29 protein-coding genes and 2 pseudogenes are annotated in these 23,456 nt (G+C 36.5%); 28 read left to right on the plus strand and 3 right to left on the minus strand.

Going from position 1 to position 23,456, the window contains the following annotated elements:
• Positions 1-204: 204 nt before the first annotated feature.
• From HMPREF0106_RS18260 to HMPREF0106_RS18155, 26 genes and pseudogenes are all read left to right on the plus strand, one after another.
• Positions 205-1,236 (plus strand): acyltransferase family protein, encoded by a 1,032-nt coding sequence (locus tag HMPREF0106_RS18260; protein ID WP_009039321.1) that lies wholly within the window; start codon positions 205-207, stop codon positions 1,234-1,236.
• A gap of 4 nt (positions 1,237-1,240) precedes the next feature.
• Complete coding sequence (locus HMPREF0106_RS18255; protein ID WP_009039322.1) at positions 1,241-2,179, plus strand: glycosyltransferase family 8 protein; 939 nt, start codon at positions 1,241-1,243, stop codon at positions 2,177-2,179.
• A gap of 18 nt (positions 2,180-2,197) precedes the next feature.
• On the plus strand, positions 2,198-3,163 hold the full coding sequence (locus HMPREF0106_RS25385) for a glycosyltransferase family 2 protein (RefSeq protein WP_009039323.1): 966 nt from the start codon (positions 2,198-2,200) through the stop codon (positions 3,161-3,163).
• Positions 3,160-4,158: a glycosyltransferase family 2 protein gene (locus tag HMPREF0106_RS25390; protein WP_009039324.1), complete on the plus strand. Its 999-nt coding sequence runs from the start codon at positions 3,160-3,162 to the stop codon at positions 4,156-4,158. Before HMPREF0106_RS25385 ends, HMPREF0106_RS25390 begins: the two co-directional genes overlap by 4 nt.
• On the plus strand, positions 4,155-5,075 hold the full coding sequence (locus HMPREF0106_RS18250) for a glycosyltransferase (protein WP_009039325.1): 921 nt from the start codon (positions 4,155-4,157) through the stop codon (positions 5,073-5,075). Before HMPREF0106_RS25390 ends, HMPREF0106_RS18250 begins: the two co-directional genes overlap by 4 nt.
• A gap of 1 nt (position 5,076) precedes the next feature.
• Positions 5,077-6,054 (plus strand): hypothetical protein, encoded by a 978-nt coding sequence (locus tag HMPREF0106_RS18245; protein ID WP_009039326.1) that lies wholly within the window; start codon positions 5,077-5,079, stop codon positions 6,052-6,054.
• A gap of 12 nt (positions 6,055-6,066) precedes the next feature.
• On the plus strand, positions 6,067-6,741 hold the full coding sequence (locus tag HMPREF0106_RS0124430; RefSeq protein WP_009039327.1) for an acyltransferase: 675 nt from the start codon (positions 6,067-6,069) through the stop codon (positions 6,739-6,741).
• Positions 6,742-6,748: 7 nt separating this feature from the next.
• Positions 6,749-7,993 carry a hypothetical protein gene (locus HMPREF0106_RS18240; RefSeq protein ID WP_009039328.1) on the plus strand — a complete coding sequence of 415 codons (1,245 nt, stop codon included), beginning with the start codon at positions 6,749-6,751 and terminating at the stop codon, positions 7,991-7,993.
• Between the two features lie 6 nt (positions 7,994-7,999).
• Positions 8,000-8,974 carry an acyltransferase family protein gene (locus HMPREF0106_RS18235; protein WP_009039329.1) on the plus strand — a complete coding sequence of 325 codons (975 nt, stop codon included), beginning with the start codon at positions 8,000-8,002 and terminating at the stop codon, positions 8,972-8,974.
• A 107-nt stretch (positions 8,975-9,081) separates the two neighbouring features.
• Complete coding sequence (locus HMPREF0106_RS18230; RefSeq protein ID WP_032851120.1) at positions 9,082-10,098, plus strand: glycosyltransferase; 1,017 nt, start codon at positions 9,082-9,084, stop codon at positions 10,096-10,098.
• 703 nt (positions 10,099-10,801) lie between these two features.
• Positions 10,802-11,323 (plus strand): hypothetical protein, encoded by a 522-nt coding sequence (locus HMPREF0106_RS18220; protein ID WP_009039333.1) that lies wholly within the window; start codon positions 10,802-10,804, stop codon positions 11,321-11,323.
• A gap of 5 nt (positions 11,324-11,328) precedes the next feature.
• On the plus strand, positions 11,329-11,499 hold the full coding sequence (locus HMPREF0106_RS26980; RefSeq protein ID WP_009039334.1) for a hypothetical protein: 171 nt from the start codon (positions 11,329-11,331) through the stop codon (positions 11,497-11,499).
• A gap of 561 nt (positions 11,500-12,060) precedes the next feature.
• Entirely contained in the window at positions 12,061-12,234 is a 174-nt protein-coding gene (locus HMPREF0106_RS25740; protein ID WP_009039336.1) for a DapH/DapD/GlmU-related protein, read from the plus strand.
• Positions 12,235-12,251: 17 nt separating this feature from the next.
• Positions 12,252-13,103: a glycosyltransferase family 2 protein gene (locus tag HMPREF0106_RS18210; protein ID WP_009039337.1), complete on the plus strand. Its 852-nt coding sequence runs from the start codon at positions 12,252-12,254 to the stop codon at positions 13,101-13,103.
• Between the two features lie 2 nt (positions 13,104-13,105).
• Positions 13,106-14,011, plus strand: coding sequence for a glycosyltransferase family 2 protein (locus HMPREF0106_RS18205; protein ID WP_032851122.1), 906 nt, complete (start codon positions 13,106-13,108; stop codon positions 14,009-14,011).
• The gene (locus tag HMPREF0106_RS18200; RefSeq protein WP_009039339.1) at positions 14,008-14,796 is read left to right on the plus strand and encodes a hypothetical protein; all 789 of its coding nucleotides are present in this window, start codon (positions 14,008-14,010) and stop codon (positions 14,794-14,796) included. Before HMPREF0106_RS18205 ends, HMPREF0106_RS18200 begins: the two co-directional genes overlap by 4 nt.
• Before the next feature lie 3 nt (positions 14,797-14,799).
• The gene (gene glf, locus HMPREF0106_RS18195) at positions 14,800-15,927 is read left to right on the plus strand and encodes a UDP-galactopyranose mutase (protein WP_009039340.1); all 1,128 of its coding nucleotides are present in this window, start codon (positions 14,800-14,802) and stop codon (positions 15,925-15,927) included.
• Positions 15,928-15,952: 25 nt separating this feature from the next.
• Positions 15,953-16,420 carry a PssD/Cps14F family polysaccharide biosynthesis glycosyltransferase gene (gene pssD, locus HMPREF0106_RS18190; protein ID WP_009039341.1) on the plus strand — a complete coding sequence of 156 codons (468 nt, stop codon included), beginning with the start codon at positions 15,953-15,955 and terminating at the stop codon, positions 16,418-16,420.
• A gap of 116 nt (positions 16,421-16,536) precedes the next feature.
• The gene (locus tag HMPREF0106_RS18185; RefSeq protein WP_232286761.1) at positions 16,537-16,953 is read left to right on the plus strand and encodes a glycosyltransferase; all 417 of its coding nucleotides are present in this window, start codon (positions 16,537-16,539) and stop codon (positions 16,951-16,953) included.
• Between the two features lie 162 nt (positions 16,954-17,115).
• Complete coding sequence (locus HMPREF0106_RS27375; protein WP_198138548.1) at positions 17,116-17,262, plus strand: hypothetical protein; 147 nt, start codon at positions 17,116-17,118, stop codon at positions 17,260-17,262.
• A 221-nt stretch (positions 17,263-17,483) separates the two neighbouring features.
• Positions 17,484-17,879, plus strand: a pseudogene (locus HMPREF0106_RS27735) (hypothetical protein).
• A complete protein-coding gene (gene tnpB, locus HMPREF0106_RS18175; RefSeq protein WP_009039343.1) occupies positions 17,873-18,214 on the plus strand; it encodes an IS66 family insertion sequence element accessory protein TnpB in 342 nt (113 codons plus the stop codon). Before HMPREF0106_RS27735 ends, tnpB begins: the two are co-directional and overlap by 7 nt.
• Before the next feature lie 419 nt (positions 18,215-18,633).
• Positions 18,634-19,290 (plus strand): annotated as a pseudogene (locus HMPREF0106_RS18170) (dTDP-glucose 4,6-dehydratase); the annotation flags it as partial.
• Positions 19,291-19,298: 8 nt separating this feature from the next.
• Complete coding sequence (gene rfbC, locus HMPREF0106_RS18165; protein WP_009039345.1) at positions 19,299-19,871, plus strand: dTDP-4-dehydrorhamnose 3,5-epimerase; 573 nt, start codon at positions 19,299-19,301, stop codon at positions 19,869-19,871.
• 326 nt (positions 19,872-20,197) lie between these two features.
• Positions 20,198-20,491 carry a nucleotidyltransferase family protein gene (locus HMPREF0106_RS18160; RefSeq protein WP_009039346.1) on the plus strand — a complete coding sequence of 98 codons (294 nt, stop codon included), beginning with the start codon at positions 20,198-20,200 and terminating at the stop codon, positions 20,489-20,491.
• The gene (locus tag HMPREF0106_RS18155) at positions 20,484-20,876 is read left to right on the plus strand and encodes a DUF86 domain-containing protein (protein WP_009039347.1); all 393 of its coding nucleotides are present in this window, start codon (positions 20,484-20,486) and stop codon (positions 20,874-20,876) included. The genes HMPREF0106_RS18160 and HMPREF0106_RS18155 overlap by 8 nt, the downstream gene beginning before the upstream one ends.
• A 7-nt stretch (positions 20,877-20,883) precedes the next feature.
• On the opposite strand, the gene HMPREF0106_RS18150 is transcribed toward HMPREF0106_RS18155, so the two are convergent.
• From HMPREF0106_RS18150 to HMPREF0106_RS18140, 3 genes are read right to left on the minus strand one after another with little or no spacing between them, the layout of a single operon-like run.
• Positions 20,884-21,141, minus strand: a complete 258-nt coding sequence (locus tag HMPREF0106_RS18150; protein WP_009039348.1) for a hypothetical protein — start codon at positions 21,139-21,141, stop codon at positions 20,884-20,886.
• A 3-nt stretch (positions 21,142-21,144) separates the two neighbouring features.
• Positions 21,145-21,507, minus strand: a complete 363-nt coding sequence (locus HMPREF0106_RS18145; RefSeq protein ID WP_004297511.1) for a phage holin family protein — start codon at positions 21,505-21,507, stop codon at positions 21,145-21,147.
• Positions 21,508-21,539: 32 nt separating this feature from the next.
• On the minus strand, positions 21,540-21,749 hold the full coding sequence (locus HMPREF0106_RS18140; RefSeq protein ID WP_004297513.1) for a YtxH domain-containing protein: 210 nt from the start codon (positions 21,747-21,749) through the stop codon (positions 21,540-21,542).
• Between the two features lie 200 nt (positions 21,750-21,949).
• Here HMPREF0106_RS18140 and HMPREF0106_RS18135 point away from each other — a divergent pair, with 200 nt between their 5' ends.
• Complete coding sequence (locus HMPREF0106_RS18135; protein ID WP_009039349.1) at positions 21,950-22,720, plus strand: SDR family oxidoreductase; 771 nt, start codon at positions 21,950-21,952, stop codon at positions 22,718-22,720.
• 115 nt (positions 22,721-22,835) lie between these two features.
• Positions 22,836-23,330 (plus strand): SPOR domain-containing protein, encoded by a 495-nt coding sequence (locus tag HMPREF0106_RS18130; protein ID WP_004311445.1) that lies wholly within the window; start codon positions 22,836-22,838, stop codon positions 23,328-23,330.
• The last annotated feature ends 126 nt before the right edge of the window (positions 23,331-23,456 follow it).

Here is a 23,456-nt window from a genome sequence, read left to right on the forward strand (position 1 = left end):
GTGACAGGATGGCACACGTTTCAGCGGTATATCATACCATCATCTCAACCTGTAAGATGCAGGGTGTGTCTGTGCTTGATTATTTCAAGAGATTTTTCAGCGAAATTGTTAAAGGACGTAGGGATTATGAACATTTGTTACCCTTGACAATCGGACTGGAGTAATAACAAATATTAAAAATCAGTATCTTTTTTGACGTTATTTATGAGGGAACCGCCTTGTGGCGGCTTTCCTTGGGGTACACGTCAAAATTGGACGCTAACAGGATTTGCTATATTATGTGTATTAGTAGGCCATATACTTATTATATATACACAGGAGAAGACAAGATATCCGCTTGTCGAAATAATCTATTCCTTTCATATGCCATTATTCTTTTTTGTTAGTGGATATGTCGGATACAAGTCCCAGTCTACTCAAAAGGGTGTATACTCTTTTCTGAAAGGAAAAGTAAAATCATTATTAATTCCATATATTACATGGCTATTTGTCATGCCTTTAATGTTAAATAATGAATATCCTTCTAATTTATCAGCTATTATCCAAAAAATCAATTTTGTTCCAAATTTAAATTATTGGTTTTTACCATTAATGTTTACATTTCATGTAATTTACTTATTCTGGCACAAATATTCTTTTTTTGGGGGGGCAAAAAAGGAATTGGAAGGCTTATTAGTCCTTTTTAGTACAATTGTCTTAACTGGGTTGCTCTTTAAGTCATATTACACTTGTGTATATGCTATTTATGGCTTATCTTTTTTCTTTGGTTATTTCATTTCGAAATACACTATTATTGAAAAGTTCTGTTGTCAAAGAAGGGTAGCTATTTTTTCTATATTTTTTCTTATACTTTTATGGAAGATTTTTCCTTTAGATACTTCAATAAACCCTAGTCCAACTTATTCCCTATTAAATTTAGGATCCTTTTTGGTTACAAGCCTGCTATCAATAATTCTATTCCTTTGTTTTTTTAAAACAGTTACTATGCCATCTTTTGTAAGCTCTGTTTTGATAGAATTAGGGAAATCGACTATGGCTCTATATTTGCTTCCTATCTATTTATTGCCTAGCGGTTATGTTTTTCCTTCTAATCTACCTTATAGCTTGGTAACTATATTAGCAATAATTATCAGTTTGGTTCAAGGATTTGTTTCGTATTTAATATTTAAAGCATGTCTTCAAATACCTATAATACCTAATATTTTATTTGGTTCAAAATCCAAAACAACTTTATAACATCATGATTCACATACTACTATGTACAGATAATAATTACACTATGCCTTGTGGTGTAACGATGTTATCCATATCCTTAAATAATATTTCTAAAGATATCTGTTTCCATATATTTATAGAAAATGTTGATGAAATTGATAGAAAAAAACTATTGGATAGTTTGCAAAGTGAATTGCACTCGATTCAATTCTATGAAGTTGATTCTAACATTTTAAATAACTTACCCATTTCAACTAGGTTTCGTAAATCTATATATTATAGGCTTTTATTAGACAATATTTTGGATAAATCTATTGAACGAATTTTATATCTCGATTCAGATATAATAGTTAGAGATTCTATTGAAGCTCTGTGGAATGAGAATATTGATGAATATGTATTAGGTGCAGTATTGGATCAATCATGTGATGATATCCGTAATTTTAATAGGACAAAGTTGCCTTATTTAAGTGATTACTTCAATTCTGGAGTATTACTTATTAATATTAATAAGTGGCGTGCTTTTAATATCGGAAAACGATGTATTAAATATATATCTGAAAATCCAGAATCATGTCTGTATCCAGATCAAGACGCATTGAATGTAATAACTTCTAATTCTCATAAAATATTGCCATTATGTTTTAATGTACAAGCCTTTATGTTTTATAGAGAGTGTGAAATATTAGCAAGAGAAAGTTATGTTAAAGATATGGTTGCTGCTTCTAAATTTCCTATAATAATTCATTATACAAATGCATGTAAACCTTGGAATACTAAATGTGATCATCCTATGGTTGCAGAATTCCTTAAATATAAAGCTCTGACACCTTGGAAGAATATTCCATTGAAACGTACTAGAGGAAATAGAATCATAGAAACCGCTCATTGGATTCAAGAACTACTAACTAAAGTAGGATTATCTAAACCTATTGAAAAATATACTCTTTATAGAGATATGTAATTTAATCTCAGATATAGAATGAACAAATTATTTTCTATTATTGTTCCAGCATATAATGCATCATCTACTATTGCTCAATGCATAGAATCTGTGTTAGGACAGGACTCCAATGATTGGGAATTAATAATTATAGACGATGGTAGCAATGATAATACATATGATATATGCTCTTCCTATTCTAAAATAGATAAACGCGTATTATGTTTTAAGCAAGATAATAAAGGCGTTAGTGTAGCTAGAAATATAGGAATTGCATTATCGAAGGGTGATTATTTAACTTTTTTAGATGCTGATGACTGGTTAGAGCCAGACTTTATTGAGGCTTTTATGAAATCAAAGATGGCTGATATTAACATTTGCGGTTACCGTGAAGTATATCCTGATGGTAAGGTAAAATGTGAATGGATGCCTAATACTTTATATAGTGAAAATCCCCTAGATACATATACTGTCAGAAACTCCTACTTCAGGACACCATGGGCTATTGTTTTTAAGAAATCGTTTCTTGCAACTAATAATCTTCATTTTTTTGAAAATCTTTCATGGGGTGAAGATACCATGTATCTACTCTGTGCTACAGTCAAGGCCAAGGATATTAATTTTGTATCGAGTGTGCTCTATGACTATCGTTACACTGGCGTAGGATTAACAAATTCACTCAAACGTCATAATAACATGGTTCAATTTTTGGATATTTATTCTGATACAGTGAAAGACGTCGCCAATCGCTCCCCACATGCATCCTCAATGATGAATGAACTTATCTTATTCCTAGCTATTATTTTGCTAAACGAGATAGTACAATCAGATAGGCCAATGCCTGAAAAAAAAGACATCATCTCTCACATCCATCAATATCTTCGGCAGCTACCATTCATATTTATCTGCAGAACTAAAGTCGGTAGAATAAGATATGCTGCAGCTATTCTATCAAGAATCTTTTCAGTGAATATTGCTTATCAAATTTACAGAATAATAGCATGAAAATTCCATATTTCAGCATAATCATTCCTGTTTATAAGGTGGAGGACTACCTCCCCAAATGTCTAAATAGCATAGTTAGTCAAGGATTTAATGATTTCGAGCTGATTCTTGTTAATGATGGGTCGCCAGACGACTCACTTGCAATCTGTCAGGACTATGCTGCTAAGTTTTCCAACATCATGGTTATTGACCAAGATAATGGAGGTCCAAGCAGTGCTCGTAATAATGCTTTAGACCATGCATCAGGTAAGTATGTAATGTTTATCGATAGCGACGATTGGATTGAGCCGAACACCTTAGAAAAACTTTATGAGCAGAGTTCTGATAATTGTCCTCTGATATACTATGGATTCAGGCAACAATTTGGTGAAGGTGACTTCAAAACATGCATCCACGGATATCGTCATAGTACGAATATAAAGGAATATTATGATATACTCTATCATACTATGGATAACCGCATGGATGATTTCATCTATGGATTCACATGTAATAAATTGTTCAGTAGAGAAATTATTGAGCAGCATCATCTGCGTTTTGATACTAGACTTCACGTAAAAGAAGACGAAGTTTTTACCAACCAATTTTGTAGTTTTGTACGAGAAGTAAAGATAATACCTTATTCTTTCTACAATTATCGTATGTCGTTTGGTAATAGTGTTTCCTTCATTAAGCGAAAACCCAGTGAATATGAATATATGGCAGACAAATTATTGGAAACCAATTCTACATTGATAGATTCAAGAATCCAGGACTATCAACGTCAAGAGTATATCTACAATCTTGGTAAAGGTATAACAGCTGCTTTCCGTCAAGGAATCTGTGTTGAAGCAAAGCGACTTTCTGAAAAATGTGCTAAACGGATGAAGGAGATGAAACTTGATTTCGACTCCTTTAATCGTGTTCATTTCAAGGACAAAATTCGCTATCGGTTTGCTTCTGGAACTTGGATTTATATAATTAGTAAACTGTTCAATAGATTTTATATAGTATGAAAGTGGTAGCAATAATAGTCACTTATAACAGGAAAAATTTACTTCTTCATTGTATTGATGCTATATATGCACAGTGTAAAAAACCTGATGCTATATACATCATTGATAACAATTCAACTGATGGAACATATGTTCTTTTACACGAAAAAGGGATAGTCAATGGCAACAATGAATATAATGGCATATCATTGATATATGTACAGCTACCAATAAACGGTGGTGGTTCCATGGGATTTCATGAAGGATTGAAACGTGTACATAATGAGGGCGTTTATGATTACTATTGGGTGATGGATGATGATGGGGAACCACATCCAAATTGTTTAAAAGAGCTATTGGATCATCTCACAATGGGTGAATATCTTTCACCATTGGTTGTCGATATTGAAAATAAGACATCAATGGCATTTGGTGATGGAGAGCCAATAGAAACTTTCGTTTCTAAAAGGAGTGTTGATGGAGAGGTTATTGTTGGTATAGCAAATCCATTTAATGGTATCTTGTATAGTAAAAGATTTCTTGAAGAAGTCGGATATCCTGAAAGAGACATGTTTATTTGGGGAGATGAAGTAAATTACGATCTTCGTGCGCGCCAAAAAGGATTTGCTCCTACAGTTATTTGCAAAGCTATGCATTTTCACCCAAAAAATAGAGCTTCACATAGTAAGCCCTTTTTCTTTGGAATGAAAAAAGTGATATTTGTAGATAACAAATGGAAAATGTATTGCCGCTGTTGTAATGCCATTCATAATTATAAACTTGCAGGTAATTACATACAAATTATCAAAGAGTTTTGTTTATATAATTGGTTGTTCCTTTTTACAAACTTTCGCCTTGATTGGGTAGTTCTCTATAATAAAGCATTTTTTAATGGTATGAGGAGTAGATTTGGAGGACACAAAAAATACATGAGATAAAATGAATTGTACTATATATAAACTTATTCGTGGTTTGCGTAAGGCTATATTGGCAGTTCAAGGAAAACAATTTAGCCATGAACTTGCTAGCATAGAGAATGCAGATGAGGCCAATCTAATAATTAAAAAGGCATTGGAATCAGACAATCCATGTATGATAGCAAGATATGGAGCGACTGAGCTTCTATGTGTTACTAACTATTTGGGTATTAAAAACAAAAGTAACTTCTTAAAATTTATAACAGGTAAGTTGCCTGAATGGTGGTGGACTGACATTGTTATAAAAAACATGTGTCAATGGAGTGGTTTTTTCCCTGCCACGCCAGAAAATCTTACACGTTTCAGCGAAATGATGCTTGAAGACACCAAACAGTTGGATGTTCTTGGCTGTTGGGATCAACATGAATCTTTATTCGAAGATATTTTGCAAGGTGTTGATCGTGTACACCTTCGTCTCCTTGAGCCATTTTGGTCTGATCATCCGTGGACTCTCTCCCTTGCGGGGAAGAAAGTTCTTGTTGTTCATCCTTTTGCAGAATTAATCGAAGAGCAATATAAACATCGAAATGATATTTTCCCTAATGGTATGCTTCCAGAGTTTCATCTCGAAACCGTAAAAGCTGTTCAGTCCTTAGGTGGAGATGACTCTTATAAAGATTGGTTTGAAGCGCTTAAATGGATGGAAGGTCAGATTGATGAGCACGATTATGACATATGTATCATTGGCTGTGGCGCATATGGTTTTCCACTTGCAGCCCATGTCAAACGTCAAGGCAAAAAGGCTTTTCATATAGGTGGAGCTTTACAGCTGCTATTTGGCATAAGGGGTGCTCGTTGGGAAGATCCAAACTATGGCGTAAAGGAATGGGGTATACCCTATGGCAGTTATTCAAATCTTATGAATGATTCATGGGTGCGTCCTGGCGATCTGTTTAAGTCTAAAAATGCAGATAAGGTTGAAGGTGCTTGTTATTGGTAAAAAGCTTTTGTAATGAAGAATATAATTAAGAAATTACTCACATCCATCATTCTACTATTTGTAGGAAACATAAAAACAGAAAAATCTATTTTTCTGTTATGTAAAAGTAGAATTGCAACTACAAATACTTTAAAACTTATAAAAGCTTACGTGTCACGCTTGAATATTCATATCGAGGGACATGACAACAAGGCTTCTATCAGTGGCCTTTGGCGAAGAGGAGAACTTGTAATCATAGGTAATAATAATAATCTGACAATAGAAGAAGGATGTTATCTAACTAACACAAGAATAACCATTCGTGGAAACAATTGCTCTATTGCTATTGGCAAAGATGTAACATCGGGAAGTCTATATATGGCATGTATGGGGCAAGGTAATTATATTACTATTGGCGATGATTGTATGTTGTCAGAGAATGTAAATATTTGGTCAACAGATTCTCATGGCATTTATGACATGAAGGATAATTTGCTTAACCCTTCAAAACCAGTAAAAATCGGATCACATGTATGGCTTGGTAAAGGCAGTTCCGTACTAAAAGGGGCTACTATTGGAGATGGTGCAATAGTAGGCATGGATACGATAGTAAATAAAGATATAATAGCTAATACTTTGGTCGTAGGAACCCCAATGAGAACTGTTAAAGAAAATATCCTTTGGAAAAGAGGTTTTATAGATAAATAGGTCGTATATGAATAAATACCTAAAGAGTATACCATTCTTGTTGCCGATTGTAGCTTTTATTGGTGAGCGTCAGACTTGTACGATACAGTATATTAGTCTAACAGCATCATTAGCTATCACTCTTTATTTTTATTATCTTATATATAAAAATAGAAAGGAAGCTAATATAATTCCAGACTACAAAAAGATAATGAACTTATATTTACTATACGTAATATTTACATTTATAAGAGGCTTTTGGGTTATTGAATTTTGGACAGATGATACACGATCACTGGTGAATGGCACATTATTGATGCTAATGCCTATTATTATTTGGTATTTCTCCAATCCAGACAAGTTCTCACAATTATTATCATTCTGGTCGAAAAAATGGATAGTTCCGTCTATTATTATTCTGTTGTTATTCTTTGTTAAAGAAGGTTATGCTCATTTACTCGCTCCTGCATACTTCCTTATATTATTCTATAAAGAGTTGCCAAAGAAATACAGACGGTATGTTTGGATTATACTAGCAATGGTTATATATGGTGGATTATCCGCAAGAAGCAATGTTTTGCGATTCGCTATAGTAGTATTATTATCTTATCTATTTATTGTCAAGCAGATTTTTAGGAACTTGAAAAGATTTTCTTGGTCTTTTTTTGCGATATTGCCAATTGTTTTGTTGCTATTAGGAACTTTAGGTATTTATAATCCATTTAAAGCATTGTCTAATAATGCAAATTTAAATATAAATTTTGCAGAGGCTCAAGATAAAACAGGAACTGTTATTCAAAAAGCAAACGAAGACACAAGAACCTTTATATACGAAGGTGTGTTAGCAACATCCCTAAAAAACGATTCATGGCTAATCGGCCGTACTTTCGTACGAGGCTATGAGGTTGATCAATTGTTTGGAGTTGAAGCTTATCAAATAATATTTGAGAGAACAGGAAGAATGGAGAGAACTTCATGCGAAGTGGGAATATTAAATCCCTTCACATGGATGGGTTTAATAGGTTTATTATTGTACTCTTTGATGATATTAGCGCCATCTTGGTATGGTGTGTTCAGAGGTCGTAATAAATATGTTCAATGCATTGGTATTATTTTAGCATTTCGATTTATGTTTTCATTTATCGAAGAAATGCAGACATTCGGATGGAATACTATCACATTATGGCTTATGGTAGCAATGTGTATTAGCCCGAAGTTTTTAAAAATGAATAATAATGAGATGAAAATCTGGATTTATTCAACGTTTAAATAATTAAATATGTCTAATAATACTTCACCATATATTTCAAGAGAAGACTCTGTTGCCATTAAGGCAACAGCTCTTTTATTAGTAATTTGGGGGCACAACCATTATTTGACACCCCTTAATACACCGTTTCTTTGGTGGTTATATCAATTCCATGTTGTTGTTTTCTTTATTCTTCCCATTTTTTATGATTCTCAAAAAAAACAATTTAAAACATACCTTAAAGATTTATCAGCTAGGTGTCTTGTCCCCTATACCTTTTTTTATGTAACTTGTTTGCTTGTTTCTTTAATTACGCACAAAATTCATTATTCAGGTTTTATAGAGTTGATGAAAGGATATTTTCATATTGGCGGTGTGACTGCAGATAATGCTGTCGGATTTCAGTTTGTATGGTTTTTAATGGCCTTTTATGTATTTTCAATAATACGATATATCGGTAGTGAAAATAAGTATGTTAATATAGTATTTCTCTTAGTTGGCAGCATAATATCACTAATAGGAGCTGATAATCGTGCCATACTAAATCTTAATTTCCCTCTGTATCTTTCACAAGCATTATATTTTTACACTCTCGGATGTTTCGCTTTTTGGCTAAATAAGCACATTAAATATTGTAGTTGTATTTGTCTTGTTATATTTGGTATTTCGTCATATTTGTTTTTCATCGGAGGCGTGCATTACACAGATGTTTTTGTTACATTAACAGGATTTTTCTTCGTTTGGCAAAGTTCTAAGTTGTTTAAAAGATTTAAGTGGTTTCAAGCCATAGGGAGATTATCACTTGAAATTTATCTAATTCATATTTATGTTTATTGTATTCTGGATATTATAATGCCACATAATTGGTATTGTCAATTAGTTGTATATGCATTAACAGTTGTGGTGTCTTACTTTTTGGCTAAATTAATTCATAAGTATGATGTTGTAAGGAGGCTTCTTTTCCCAAATAGAATTGAAGACCTAAAAATATTAAAATACAAATGATGTAATTAAAATACACATCTCATACATGAACAGTAATAAAGAAATGATTGCTTTATAAGGTTACTATAGACAGATTTTTTATTCGCAACATTAATATTAAAAATTCAATGAAAGTTTTATTGTATGATCAGACAAATGCTTATCTAACCCCAGGGGGGAAGACTATACATGCACTTAAATTGCAGCAGGAAATAGCGAAACTCGGTGTTGATATACAATTTGCACGTTGGTGGGATAAAAGTCAGGAGGATGCAGACATAATGCATTTTTTGGGATACAACCCAGAAATAGTACGACAAGTGAAGAGGAAAGGCATGAAGACATTTTACAGCATGATATTTGACTATGAGAGCAACAAGTCAGAGTTGGAGAAACGTAAACAGATGTTTAAGAATCGTTTGTTCGAAATCTTACCAAGTTTATCAAAGTCTGGAACCTATTGGCATCAATTACCGTTAATGGATAAGATCCAGTTCATGCACCAATACGATAGAGACAATGCAATGCGTTATTTTCCTAAGCATATAGACCCTGCGAAGGTAGTGCTCATCCCCCATGCATATGATCCTGCAGAAATGGATATCTCTGGCAATCTTGACATAAATGATATGAACTTTCCAGAGAAATATTTGATTTCTGTAGCTAATATCTCAACTCGCAAACAGACAGTCAAACTGGCTCAATATGCCAAAAAGGCGCAAGTTCCAGTAGTGTTCATGGGCAGCCGTGACATTAATGATCCATACTTTAAGGCTTTCGAGAAAGAAGTCGACAACAAATATGTGTTCTATCCTGGGTATGTTAGCAAGGAATGGCGTGATTGTATAGAGGCAAATGCTGCTGGTTATGTATTGTTATCATTGGGAGAAAGCGGTTGCATAGCAGTGTATGAAGCTGCAGCCTATAGAATGCCATTATTACTTAGTAATCTTCCATGGGCATGGGGCTATGAAGAACCAGTTGATATTCATTTTTGCGACCAACAAGATGAACAAAAGGCCGTACTACAATTAAAGAATTTCTATTCCATCAGTTGTAAGATGGACCATACACCTTTTAAGGTGCATACATGGGCAGAAATTGCCAAGATTTATGTTCAACAATATGAAAACCTAGTAAAGTGATATCGAATATATTCATAAAAGTATTAAAATTGTTTGCGTGTATTCAACTTTTATCTTCATGTCAAAATTACGATGAAGCTGATAGCACCATTTATTTCGTTGGAGACTCTGAGATTGCTAATTGGGATCTAGAAGCATCATTTCCAAACAGAATAACACGAAATTTAGGACATAATGAGATTAAAGGAACTCAGTTTCATGAGTATTGAAGACGAGAATGGGATAGTTGTGATAGAGATTGGTATAAATGATATCAATACAATTCCTATAGACAATGATTATCTCGAAAATTACGAGTCAATTGTAACTTGCCTTGGTGGTTGGAGGACATTGCTATTAGAAGTGATGCCAACGAGTGATGTGAACACAAATGAGATTATCAGATCTTCAATAGTAATATAGCAGTTAAAATGGAAAAGCACCCTAATGTAAAGGTTATAAAATGCAATGAAGATCTTACGGGAGAGGATGGGTTGATAAGGTCAGATTATACTCGCGGTGGTTTGCATTTGAATGATTATGGATATGTAGTGCTAACAAATAGACTGAAGGATCAACTATGAAACGGATAATAAGCCTAATCGTTTGTGGTGTACTAGGATTGACGGCACTAGCTCAATCTATAGAGGTCGGGGTTCGTGGCAATTAATATATTCACGCCAATTATATGCATTCACTTGGTTCGAAGGACTAGCGTAGCATTTTGGTTGGATATGAACAAAGTATATTAAACGTAAAAATGCAGGAGCAATCTGGACGTCTATTTGGCGGATTTATCTTCCAAAAAAGAGAATGGGCTATAATTAGTACGTCGGTACAGAATATGCTAGGAATTGGCATATGTATGGTATTCTTGCGAAAGGAACACACATGGAATCGCTTAGGTTGGGATGTTTCATTAAATCCTAATTACGATTCTGCGCTTGACTTTCAAATTAATTATAATATAGGTGCTTCTATTGCTATCTGGATGTGTGGTGGTACCTTTTTATCCATACGTAAAGGTGAAAAACGTGAAAGTTTGATGAAACAGCGGTTGGAGCTGTGCGCATCTTTTGGCAACATTCCAGAGTATCGCGATAATGTTAAGAATATGCGTGTGGGTATTAGGTTTTTGTGCGGAAACCTATGGGTAAAACCAGAGATAAGCGTTCCAGGAATTTCTGATCTAGTTGCTAAAAGAGTTAGAGTATTATGTTCAATGGGGGTGGTGTTTGAACTTTAGTAAATATGAAAAGACTATACAGAATTGAATTTTTAAGAGGTTTTTTAATTTTCACTATTGTTATGGCTCATTTAATTATTGGAAATGGTTTGCCTAAAATTATAGATGCGGCAGCATCTTTTGGTGGCGCAGGAGTACATGTGTTTCTATTGGTAAGTGGATTTGGTTTGTATTAATCATATCAGAAGAATGCATTGAGCTATAGGGATTTCCTAAGGAAGAGATTCTGTAAGGTTTATATGCCTTATGTGAACCATAATATTTATGCATTGTGGGAATCTGTTACAAACGGTATTATGCCATGGAAGGAGTTGTCTGCATATGTTTTCCTCTATAAGATGTTCGACAAGGAACTAGATATTAGCCTTAAATTATCCATTCTGGTTTATAAGTACTATTCTGCAATATTACATAGCTTGGCTTTTTATAGTTGGGTCGTTACGTAAGTTGAACATGCATTGTATATAAAATACTTCCAGATTGAAAATATCAAGTGGGTTGTGGCTGATAGCTGCTACTGTGATTGGCGAGTTTATGTATATAGTGGCGGACGAGTATATGTCGGAAAAGGGGCTACTCTGAAAGTTGAAGAAGCCTATATGCATTACAATTGTACAATAGAGTGTTTTCAATCCATAACTATAGGAAGGCGATCAAGATAGCACAGGAAGTTATTATACGCGATTCAGATAACCATGAAATTATAAGAACTGGTTATAAAAAAAACAGCCCCTATTGTGATTCACGATAACGTTTGGATAGGAACAAGAGCAACAATTCTTAAAGGTGTAACTATTGGTGAGGGTGCAATTGTTGCTGCAGGAGCCGTAGTAACTAAGAACGTACCTCCTCATACTCTAGTTGGTGGAGTTCCTGCTAAAATCATAAAAGAGAAAATTTCTTACCATTAACAACTTATCTTTATTATATGAGTTCAATACATGTTGCAGTTCTATTAACAGTTTATAATAGAAAAAAGCAAACATTGAGATGCTTGTCAGATTTATACAAGCAAACTTTACCAGATAATACAAATTTTGAGGTATTTCTTACAGATGATGGATGTACGGATGGCACTGCAGAAGCTATTCATAAGGAGTTCCCTAATGTTCATATTATCCAAGGAAATGGTACTTTATTTTGGAATCGAGGTATGTGGACGGCATGGAATGCTGCATCTAAAGCTAGAGAATTCGAATATTACCTTTGGCTTAATGATGATACGTTTACTTATCCTACCATGATAAAAGAGCTATTAAACGTGTCCAAAGATAAAGATGACAAAGCAATAATTGTTGGTCCAACAATTGATACACACGGTAAAGGCGTTCATACTTACGGAGGAAGAAAAGGGATGGTTTTGGTTCCACTCAATGAAGGTGTACAAGAGTGCGATACATTTAATGGTAATATTGCTCTCATCCCTTCGTCTGTCTATAAAATTTTAGGAACTAATGATCCTTATTTTCATCATAGTATGGGAGATTTAGACTATGGAATGAGGTCAAGAAAAGAAGGTCTCAAAATTTATCAGTTAGGATCTGCTGTAGGTGAATGCGATAGACATGAAAGGATTATGAAATGGTGTGATTCAGAGGTAAGCTTACCTGTTCGATGGAGAGCATTGCATAAAGCTACTGGTTATCCACCAAAGGAGGTTTTTCACTTTTATCAGAGGCATTACGGCATTTGTAAAGCTGTTTTCCATGTTATTACTACTTATACCAGATGCTTTTTCCCTTCACTCTGGGTAAAAATGAACAGAGCTAATTGGATATAAAGATGAAATATACTATAATAATTCCACACCATAACTCCTCAAAACTTCTCAAAAGAGTACTTCTTACAATACCAGAGAGTCTTAAAGCACAAATAATAGTGGTGGATGACAATAGTCGAGAAGAAGAGTATAGTCATGTAGAGAGACTTAAATCCGTTGTTTCCTTTGATTTTTATAAGAACGAAGGTTGTACAGCTGGTGGTGCACGAAATACAGGACTGAAATATGCTATAGGGGAATGGCTGATTTTTGCTGATTCTGATGACTATTTTACTTCTGAGATGGCAAATTTAGTTGAAACGCATGTATTGAGCAAAGCAGATGTTATTTTTTTTAATGTTAGAAGCGTAGTTAGTGAGACAGGAGATAGGGCGCATAGAGATTCTCATATTAAAAATTTGATTGCTAAGTATAAGTATTCAGGGGATGATAACTTTGTGAGATGCTCTTATTTGGTACCTTGGGGGAAGATGTACAGAAGAAAATTTATTGAAGAGAATAATATTCGTTTTGAAGAACGTACTGCTGGTAATGATATGTGGTTTGCATTGAGATCTGGTGTAGAAGCTTCTTCAGTTGAAATAGATTCGAGAGAACTTTATGTGTGTACGGTATCATCAGGAACTATTACCACAACATTGAGCATAGATCGACATGAGGCTAAATTTCAAGCTACGCTAAAAACGAATAATTATTTACGAAAACATGGATTAGGGAAGTATCAAGTATCAGTATTATATTTCGTTGCAAAAGCAAAGCAGTTCGGATGGGGATATCTTGGACATGTACTTATGGAATGTGTTAGAAATAAAAGTAACTTTTTAATAGGTGCGAAAAAGATATTACAATATAAAAAGGTCCTTCAAGATCGACAAAATCCAATATTTACAAGAAAGGATAATCAATGAATTTTTCAACAAAAAAAATTTGGAGTAGAGCCACAAATAGACTCTACACAATCATATATACAAAACTTAAAGAAAAATCCTTTGGACAAGGCGAAAACAGAGTTAAGTATATGTTATTTCCACGCAAAAAAAATAGTAATGGAGCGAACGTGTTGGCTGTTTGCTTCCCTGCATTTGCTGGTGTGGGAGCCAAGTATAATTATGTGAGAACATTGTCAGACGTTAATATTCACAAATTATATCTTCTTGATGATATAGGTGGCAAAAAAGATCTAGGTAACTATCTAATTAAAGAGGGGGTAGAAGAAAATGTAAGGGCGCTAATTCAACAAGGTATAAATGAGTATCATCCAGAGAAACTTATTTTTTTTGGTTCAAGTAAGGGAGGCTATGCATCCATAAACTTTGCGCTTGATTTTGAGAATGTGGAGGTGTGTATTGCTGCTCCCCAATATTTCTTGGCTGATTATTTAACTTGTGAAAAGAAGTTTGATAACCTGTGTGCAATTCTTGAAGGTGATGAATCTGATGAAGCTAAGGAAAAACTAAATAACAGATTACGCCGTAAAATTGCTGGGTCTTCTTTAATTCCTAAAAATCTCTATATCCACTATTCAAAGAATGAGCACACCTATAAAGAACATATTGAGGATATGCTTGCTGATTTGAAAAATGCTGGTGTGAATGTGCATGAGGATGTAGGTGTATATACTAATCACATGGACTTAGTTTATTATTTCCCTTCATATCTAAAATCTGTTGTTTCACATATTGTAAACTCTTAACCGATGATAAAATACGATTATCTAATAGTAGGTTCCGGCCTTTACGGAGCCACATTTGCCTATCGAGCAAAACGGATAGGCAAAAAATGCCTAGTTATTGACAAGAGACCACAGTTAGGTGGTAACATTTACTGCGAACAAACAGAAGGCATCAATGTGCACAAATATGGTGCGCACATCTTTCATACCTCAAACAAGAAAGTATGGGATTTCGTGAACTCTATAGTGGAGTTCAACCGCTACACAAACTGCCCTGTGGCAAATTACAAGGGTGAACTATACAATCTGCCGTTCAATATGAATACTTTTAATCGCATGTGGCCAGAAGTGCTTACACCAGCCGAGGCTCAGGCTAAAATTGATGAGCAGAGAGCAGAGGCTTTGGTTGCTTTGGGTGGGCGCATACCTCAGAACTTGGAGGAGCAGGCTCTTTGCCTCGTAGGTAAAGACATCTTCTACAAGCTTATCAAGGAGTATACAGAAAAGCAGTGGGGGCGAGATTGCAAGGAACTGCCAGCGTTTATTATCAAACGACTACCGGTTCGCATGATCTTCGATAATAATTATTTTAACGATAAATTTCAGGGTATTCCTGTGGGCGGTTATAATAAGTTGATTGAAGGTTTGCTCGAAGGTGTTGAATGCAAGACTGGAGTAGATTTTTTCAATTCAAAGTATAAGGATTGGGAAAAGTATGCCGAAAAACTAGTTTATACGGGTGCTGTGGACGAATATTTTGGTTATAAGTTGGGTAAACTAGATTGGCGTACTGTTTATTTCAAAACACGCGTTGAAAATTGTGCCAACTACCAAGGTAATGCTGTGATGAACTATACCAGTCATAATGAACCTTATACTCGCGTGATTGAACACAAGCACTTCGAGATGTTTGGTCAGGAGGTGTATGATTGCTCAAAGACTGTTGTTAGTGAAGAGTATTCTACGGAGTATAAGGATGGAATGGAACCATACTACCCTGTGAACGATGACCGTAACAATATCCTTGCAGAACTATATCGCAAAATGGCTGAAAAAGAAGTGAACGTAATCTTCGGTGGTCGTCTCGGGCAGTATAAGTATTTTGATATGGCGCCTGTGATTGAACAGGTGCTGAAGTTAGATATTCGTTAGACTTTATATAAATAATAACATTCCGATGAAAAAAACAAAAGTGTGCATGGTGGCCTCATGTGGCGGTCATATCATGGAACTGATGCAACTGCTTCCAGTTGTAGAGGGTAAGGACTATTATTTTGTGACGGAAAAGAATGTTGCTTCGAAGGGATTGATGGCTAAGCATAAGCACTACTACCTAAAGCAACAGCAACGTAGGGGCGAAGCATTTATCTTTATTTTTGCGTGGAATATCCTATTATCTACACTTTACTTCCTGTGGGAACGTCCTACTACCGTGATTACAACGGGGGCAGGCGCTTCATACCCTACATGCAAAATAGCGAAGATGTTCGCACGGAAAGTTATTTATGTGGAGTCATTTGCCAAGTTGACTAGCCAGTCTGTGACAGGCAAGATGGTGTATCCGTTTGCAGACGTGTTTTTCGTGCAGTGGCCTGAGATGCAGAAGGTATACCCTAATGCAAAATATGCAGGAACAGTATATTAAAGAGCAGAGTCCGCTGTAGTCCTTTGACTCATTGAAATTAATGATTGAATATGAAAGTAAAATTGTTCGTGCCTTTGGGCACGCAAAAGTTTCCGTTTGGTCGACTTATTAAGGCCTTGAATCAACTTGTGGACGAAGGTAAGTATTCGAAGGACGAGATTGTGATGCAATCAACTGTGTATCCCATGAAGCCAAAGTTTCTGCATATGGAGATGATTCCAGCCGATGAGTTCAATTGCCTATTGAAGGAGGCTGAGGTAGTGATTACTCATTCTGGAGTGAACAGCATCATCACCTGCATGCAACTGAAAAAGCCTTTGGTGGTGGTACCAAGACGTTGTAAGTATGGCGAGCATGTGGACGACCACCAGATGGAGATTGCTAACTTGATGAAGGAGAAATACGATGTGATTATGCTAGAGGATATGAATGCTTTAGAGGCAAGTATTGAACTGGCAAAAACACATAAGTACAAACCATGGTTGAGCCATAGAACCGCATTGATTGAGGCTGTAAAGGAGATGATTGTTTAATAGGGTGTCCAGTTCTACGTTCCTAAAAACGTAGTATTAAACGTTTTTGTTGATATAAAGCTTTGATATTTAATGCTTTATTGGGAGAAGCGGTCCTTTGGAACTTTACATATCTTGTTGATTTTTTAGTAACTTAGCCAGGAGATTAAATAACTAAAAACAATGAAAAAGTTAGATTCAAAACCCAATAAAGAGAGCTTAGAAGAGGAGGTTAAACGTCTTCGTAAAGAGAATGCCAAACTTAAATCTCAAAAAGAGGCCAGTAAGGCAAAACTCAAAGAGGCGAAGAAGGAACTTAAAAAAACGTAGCGACAGTGACCGTGACCGAAGAACAGAAGAAATTGTTATCGACCCTATTCCCGGACATAGATATTCTGTAAGCACTCAAAAAAAGGCTATAGAATAAAAGTTCTATCTTCGCTGCGACCCCAATAAAAAAACATGTATAGCAGTGAAGATTTAGGTAAGCCCTCAAATTAGGGCTCAAAAATGGTATTTATATCTTTGCTGGAGATCAACATCCAACAATTATGTATAGTAGTGAAGATCTTGAAAGATCTTATTTTCAGTATCAAACAGAGGCGGTCCCTCATGGTATTTCTCTTTAGTTATTCTGTTCAAAGAATAACGTTCCTTACAACATTTTTCATAAATGGTACAAGGATACCCGCAGAAAAATAGTGGAAGTTCAGGTGGATGGTGTTCCTTCGTGTTCCCCACCGGAATTCGTGCCTTCTTTTCCTGCAGTGGAGCCCCCGGTAAGGTACAGTCCTTCCGACCTCGGGAATCCGGGTAAAGCACCGCGTGTGCTTCCTGTGCGTATATCTGTGGAACTAACCTTGAACAATGGCTTGCATATTCTCCAAAAAGATCTGGATTATCTTGGTCTCTACCGTCTAATCCCAAAATTGGAGGGTATATGTTGAGTGTGACCGGCATAAACCGCTTCTATTACCTACGGGGCTTTACTGACATGCGTTGTAAGCATTCCCATGTGCTGTCCGTCATTCGTGAACAGTTGCACCGTGAACCTTCCGTCGGTGACATTTATCTCGTCATGTCGAAAGACCGTCGTATCGTTCGCCTGTTCGCTTATGATAACCGTTCCTATAGTCTTTTCGAGAAAAAGTTTGTTGCTGGTTATCAGTTTATGCGAATAATTAAAGATGACGAAGGTAGGGAGGTCGCCTACCGGATAGCTTGGAAGGACGTTATCCTCCTGTTGGAGAGTCTTGTAATTAAATCGTTAAAAATAAGATAATTATGTTCTGTATTGTTTCGGTTCGAAGAGACAGTCCATAAAAAAGGATGATTCCGGTCCGGATGATGATCCGGTTGACCGTGAAAAGGAGAAGGATGGTTTTGATGGCACAGAGGAATCATTGGATACCCGTTTCGTATCAGAGTCGACTCTTGAGGAATCCCGTCCCTCCTCTCCGAATTCGAGGGATCTCTCCAACCGTCCTGAAACCTATCGTATCATGGGCGTGAACGGTCCCCTGTCAGGCACTTGTCTGATCTCTCCAAGGTTCCCGGTCGTATCTTTGATCGCAAGATGGTAAAGACTTTCCGTCTGGATAGCTGTCTTGTGGAGGAATAGTTCGAGATGGTGCAGTGCGTTGAGAAGGGTCGCAAGCCGGGTTGGGGGTATTTCCCCAAGGAAGGAGCAAGTCTTTGGATATATCTGTACACGAAGTATATGGCGATGAGTTCTTCAAAGAGACAACAAAGTATAATCCACACTCACCCTACTCGGCTTCGAAAGCGGGTAGTGATCACTTTGTACGTGCTTTTCATGATACTTACGCTATGCCGACTATTGTGACAAACTGTTCGAATAACTATGGATCTTATCAGTTTCCCGAAAAGCTGATTCCGCTGTTTATTAACAATATTCGCCACCGCAAACCGCTACCAGTATATGGCAAGGGAGAGAATGTGCGCGACTGGCTCTACGTGGTAGATCATGCAAGGGCTATAGACGTGATTTTTCATAATGGTAAGGTGGCGGATACATATAACATCGGTGGCTTTAATGAGTGGAAGAACATAGACATTATCCATGTGATTATTAAGACTGTGGACCGATTACTGGGTAATCCTGAAGGACATAGCGAGGAACTGATTACTTATGTAATGGACCGCATGGGACACGACTTACGTTATGCCATTGACTCTACGAAACTGAAGAATGAATTGGGTTGGGAGCCTAGTCTGCAGTTTGAAGAGGGTATTGAGAAAACGGTGCAGTGGTATCTGGATAATCAAGAGTGGATGGATAATATCACCAGTGGTGTCTATGAGAGCTACTACGAGGATATGTATAAGAATAGATAAGTATCTGTATGGAGGTTATTAAGACAAATATTGAAGGGGTGGTGATCATTGAACCGCGTCTTTTTATGGATGATAGGGGGTATTTTTTCGAATCGTTCTCACAAAGGGAGTTTGACGAAAAGGTACATCCCGTTAAGTTTGTACAAGATAATGAAAGTATGTCCTCGTATGGAGTGATGAGGGGACTGCATTTTCAAACTATGCCTTACTGCCAAAGTAAGTTAGTACGTTGCGTAGAGGGGGCAGTGCTGGATGTGGCTGTTGATATCCGCAAAGGTTCGCCTACCTATGGTCAGCATGTAGCGGTAGAATTGACAGAGGAGAATCATCGTCAGTTCTTTATTCCTCGTGGTTTTGCTCATGGTTTTGCTGTATTGAGTGAAACGGCAGTCTTTCAATATAAATGTGATAACTTTTATGCTCCACAACATGATGGAGGTATCAGTATATTAGATGAATCACTTGGCATTTGTTGGAGAATGCCTACAGGTAAGGCTATCTTAAGTGAGAAGGACACTAAGCATCCACTATTGAAAGATTTTGAATCTCCATTTCTGTATGGAGAGGATTTATATAAATAGCATATAATAATAACGAAATATGTAGGTCCCTAACTTCATGCTACACACATGAATCCCCTACATTCTGCAGGTTGGGAAAAATACAGCGGTATGTTCCTGATCTGTCCCCTCATATTAGCAAAATGCTGATATGTATTCTAAATATATCAACTGTCTGTGAAGATCGTTGATATATTGTTTTTTTAATAGCATGCTTATTGATTAAAGATAATATTCAGATTTCTAGTTTTGTATAATAGAAAGAATTAGAATATTTTTTATTGATTATCTATTGTGTTTTTGAAAGAAAATGCATTTCTTTGTAATATAGATAAAAGCAATTTATTATGTTGACTACTGTAGAATGTTTATCTTTGCTTCGTGAGTATATGCGCAAGAATGCTGCTAAATATGGTATTTCTCGCATGGGGATATTTGGCTCCGTTGCTCGTGGTGAACAACATGAGGGTAGTGATGTCGATATTTGTGTTGAAATTGATAGACCTTCTATCTTTACTTTAGTTCATATTAAAGAAGAATTGGAAAAACTATTGAAATGCCCTGTTGATCTGGTTCGGTTGCGAAATAATATGGATGAATTATTGAGAGGGTGTATCGATAAAGATGGAATTTATGTGTAAAAGTCAGATAATAGAATCATTGCTAAAGAAAATTTCCCAAACGGTGGAAAGGATATTAGCGAACTCGGAAACTATTACTTCCCCTTCTTTTTATTTATTGACTCCATCCGGAATGGAAAGACTAGAGAGTACTTGTATGTTATTAATAGCCATCGGTGAAGGAGTGAAAGGTGTTGATAAATTAACAGATAAAAAGTTATTATCTTTCTATCCAGAGATGGATTGGAAAGGTGTAATGGGAATGAGGGATATAATCGCACATCATTATTTTGATTTAGATGCTGAAATTGTTTATGACGTGATAAAACATGATTTGCCGAAGTTAAAAGATGTGTTACAACAAATCATAGACGATTTGAAAATATCCAATCAAGCGATTGACTAAATGGTTTTTATCTCAAATTTCTAAAATACGCCCGTACCTTCCGCATAATCTTGATTCCCATCACTACGCCATCAAATACAGCCATACCGGTATTGAACGAACGCATGAGTGCATCCGCCTTGTTGGTTGCCGGAGCAAGTGGGGCAAATATTTCGCGTGTAGTAGCTGTCATGGCTTTTTTTTGAGCATGGATCTCATTTAAAAGCTTCTTTTTACGTTCGGCAATCTCTTCTAATGTAAATTTCTGCGGGGTCTGCGCATTCATAATTTATTTATTTGAATCAGTTAAAAATAAATTAGCGAGGAAGTTCACCATCGGAGAAATGATGAGCTGCTTGCGAAAAATAATAACCAGGGCGATGAGAACAACATTGATGCCTGCTATGATGGCGAAACTCGACATCAGACCGCCCACTAAAGGCTCCAATATATAAGCAAGAGCAAAAAGCAGATAAAACAGGGCAACCATGCCAAGGATAATAAGTACTAATATCATAATTAACGTGGAAAAAAGTATGGTTAACTTCTCCGTCAATTCTAATTTGGTATATTCTTTTTGAAGCTCCAGATATTTCTTGAACTCGAAAAACAACTGCTGAAAATTCTCAATACTTTTATCGTCTGCAAACATGGTCGCTCTGTTTTTAGTCTTTGGTTACTCACTTATTCTGCTATTTCTCCCTTCATCTCGGCAGCGATCTCGTCAACGAGAGTTTCCATTTCACTGCGATTAAGCTTGATTCCTTTTTTACGAAGAATCTCTGCGATTTTATGACGGGTATCTTCCCCCTTTTCAGGAGCAAATAAAATACCAAGGGCTGCACCTACGGCTGCACCACCCAGAAAAGCTGCTAAAACATTCAATCCTTTCATAATGTATAATGTTTAAAATGATTATGATACAACAAATATAACATTTTTATGAAAAGGTTGTTCGTGAAAACTGATTTTTTTTGCTACGTTTTATAATTCTTTTTTTCTTTTATGGTTTAATCTTATTTAACTGACTTTCGTAGCTAACCTTTGAAGGTTAAGGCGTACTTTTGTTTTCGAATATTGTAAATCAAAACATAATGGAAGCTAAGATTGTTTTTATAACCGGCGCCAGTAGCGGAATTGGTGAGGGTTGTGCCCGTAAATTTGCGAGGGAGGGATGGAATCTGATTCTGAATGCCCGTACCGTATCGAAACTGGAAGAACTGAAAGCTGAACTGGAAGGGGCGTATGGTGTCCAGGTTTATATATTGCCTTTTGATGTGCGCGACCGGAAATTGGCTGCCGCCTCTTTGGAATCATTACCCGAAGAATGGAAGGCGATTGATGTGTTGGTGAACAACGCCGGACTGGTGATCGGTGTGGATAAGGAATTCGAGGGTAGCCTGGATGAATGGGATATCATGATCGATACGAATATAAGGGGACTGTTGGCTATGACGCGTTTGGTGGTGCCCGGTATGGTGGAACGCGGACGCGGACATATTATTAATATAGGATCTATTGCGGGGGATGCCGCTTATCCGGGCGGAAGTGTGTATTGCGCAACGAAAGCTGCCGTGAAGGCTCTTTCGGACGGACTCCGGATTGATCTGGTGGATACTCCATTGAGAGTGACGAATGTCAAACCGGGAATGGTGGAGACAAACTTTACAGTGGTGCGTTATCGGGGAGATAAGGAAGCTGCCGATAATTTTTATAAAGGGATTCGTCCGTTGACGGGAGATGACATTGCAGAAACGGTTTATTTTGCCGCGTCGGCTCCTGCACATATTCAGATTGCGGAGGTACTTTTGATGCCTACTTATCAGGCAACAGGCACTATTTCGTATAAGAAGAAGCCGGAATAGACGTTTTTTTGACGGATTTCTTTGCCGGATGATAAAATTTCTATTATTTTGTTGCCCGAAACTAAATATAATAGACGAGAATATTGAATTATTAATTAAAACAGAGTATAGGATTATGAAAAAATTAGTCGTATTAGGAATGGGAGTATGCTTGGTGCTAGCATTTGCATCTTGTAAATCCAGCGAAAGTGCCTATAAGAAAGCTTACGAAAAAGCAAAACAGCAAGAATTGGCAGAACCGCAGGTGGAAGCTCCGGTAGAGGTTACTCCGGTGGTTGCAGCTCCTGTGACAACTACTAAAGTGGCAGATACATCCGGCGTTCGTCAGGAAAAGGTTACAGTGGTTTCCGGTAACGAAGGATTGAAAGATTATAGCGTTGTAGCAGGTAGCTTTGGTGTGAAAGCGAATGCTGAAGGCCTGAAAGATTGGTTGGACGGACAGGGATATCACTCTACGATTGCATTTAATGCTGATAAGGCAATGTATCGTGTGATTGTGAACTCTTTTGCTGACAAGACTGCTGCTGCTGAAGCTCGCGATGCATTCAAGGCTAAATACCCGAACCGTTCGGATTTCCAGGGTGCTTGGTTGCTGTATCGTGTATATTGATTTCTTTTTGGTAATATATATTGGAAAGAACGAACGTTTTTTTCCGAATAAGAAGGCGGTAACTGGGAAGTTACTGCTTTTTTATTGAAAATGAGTGGCTTTTTCGTTTAGATATTTTTATCTTTC

The sequence above is a fragment of the Bacteroides sp. D22 genome (assembly GCF_000163675.1).
GTDB lineage: Bacteria > Bacteroidota > Bacteroidia > Bacteroidales > Bacteroidaceae > Bacteroides > Bacteroides xylanisolvens.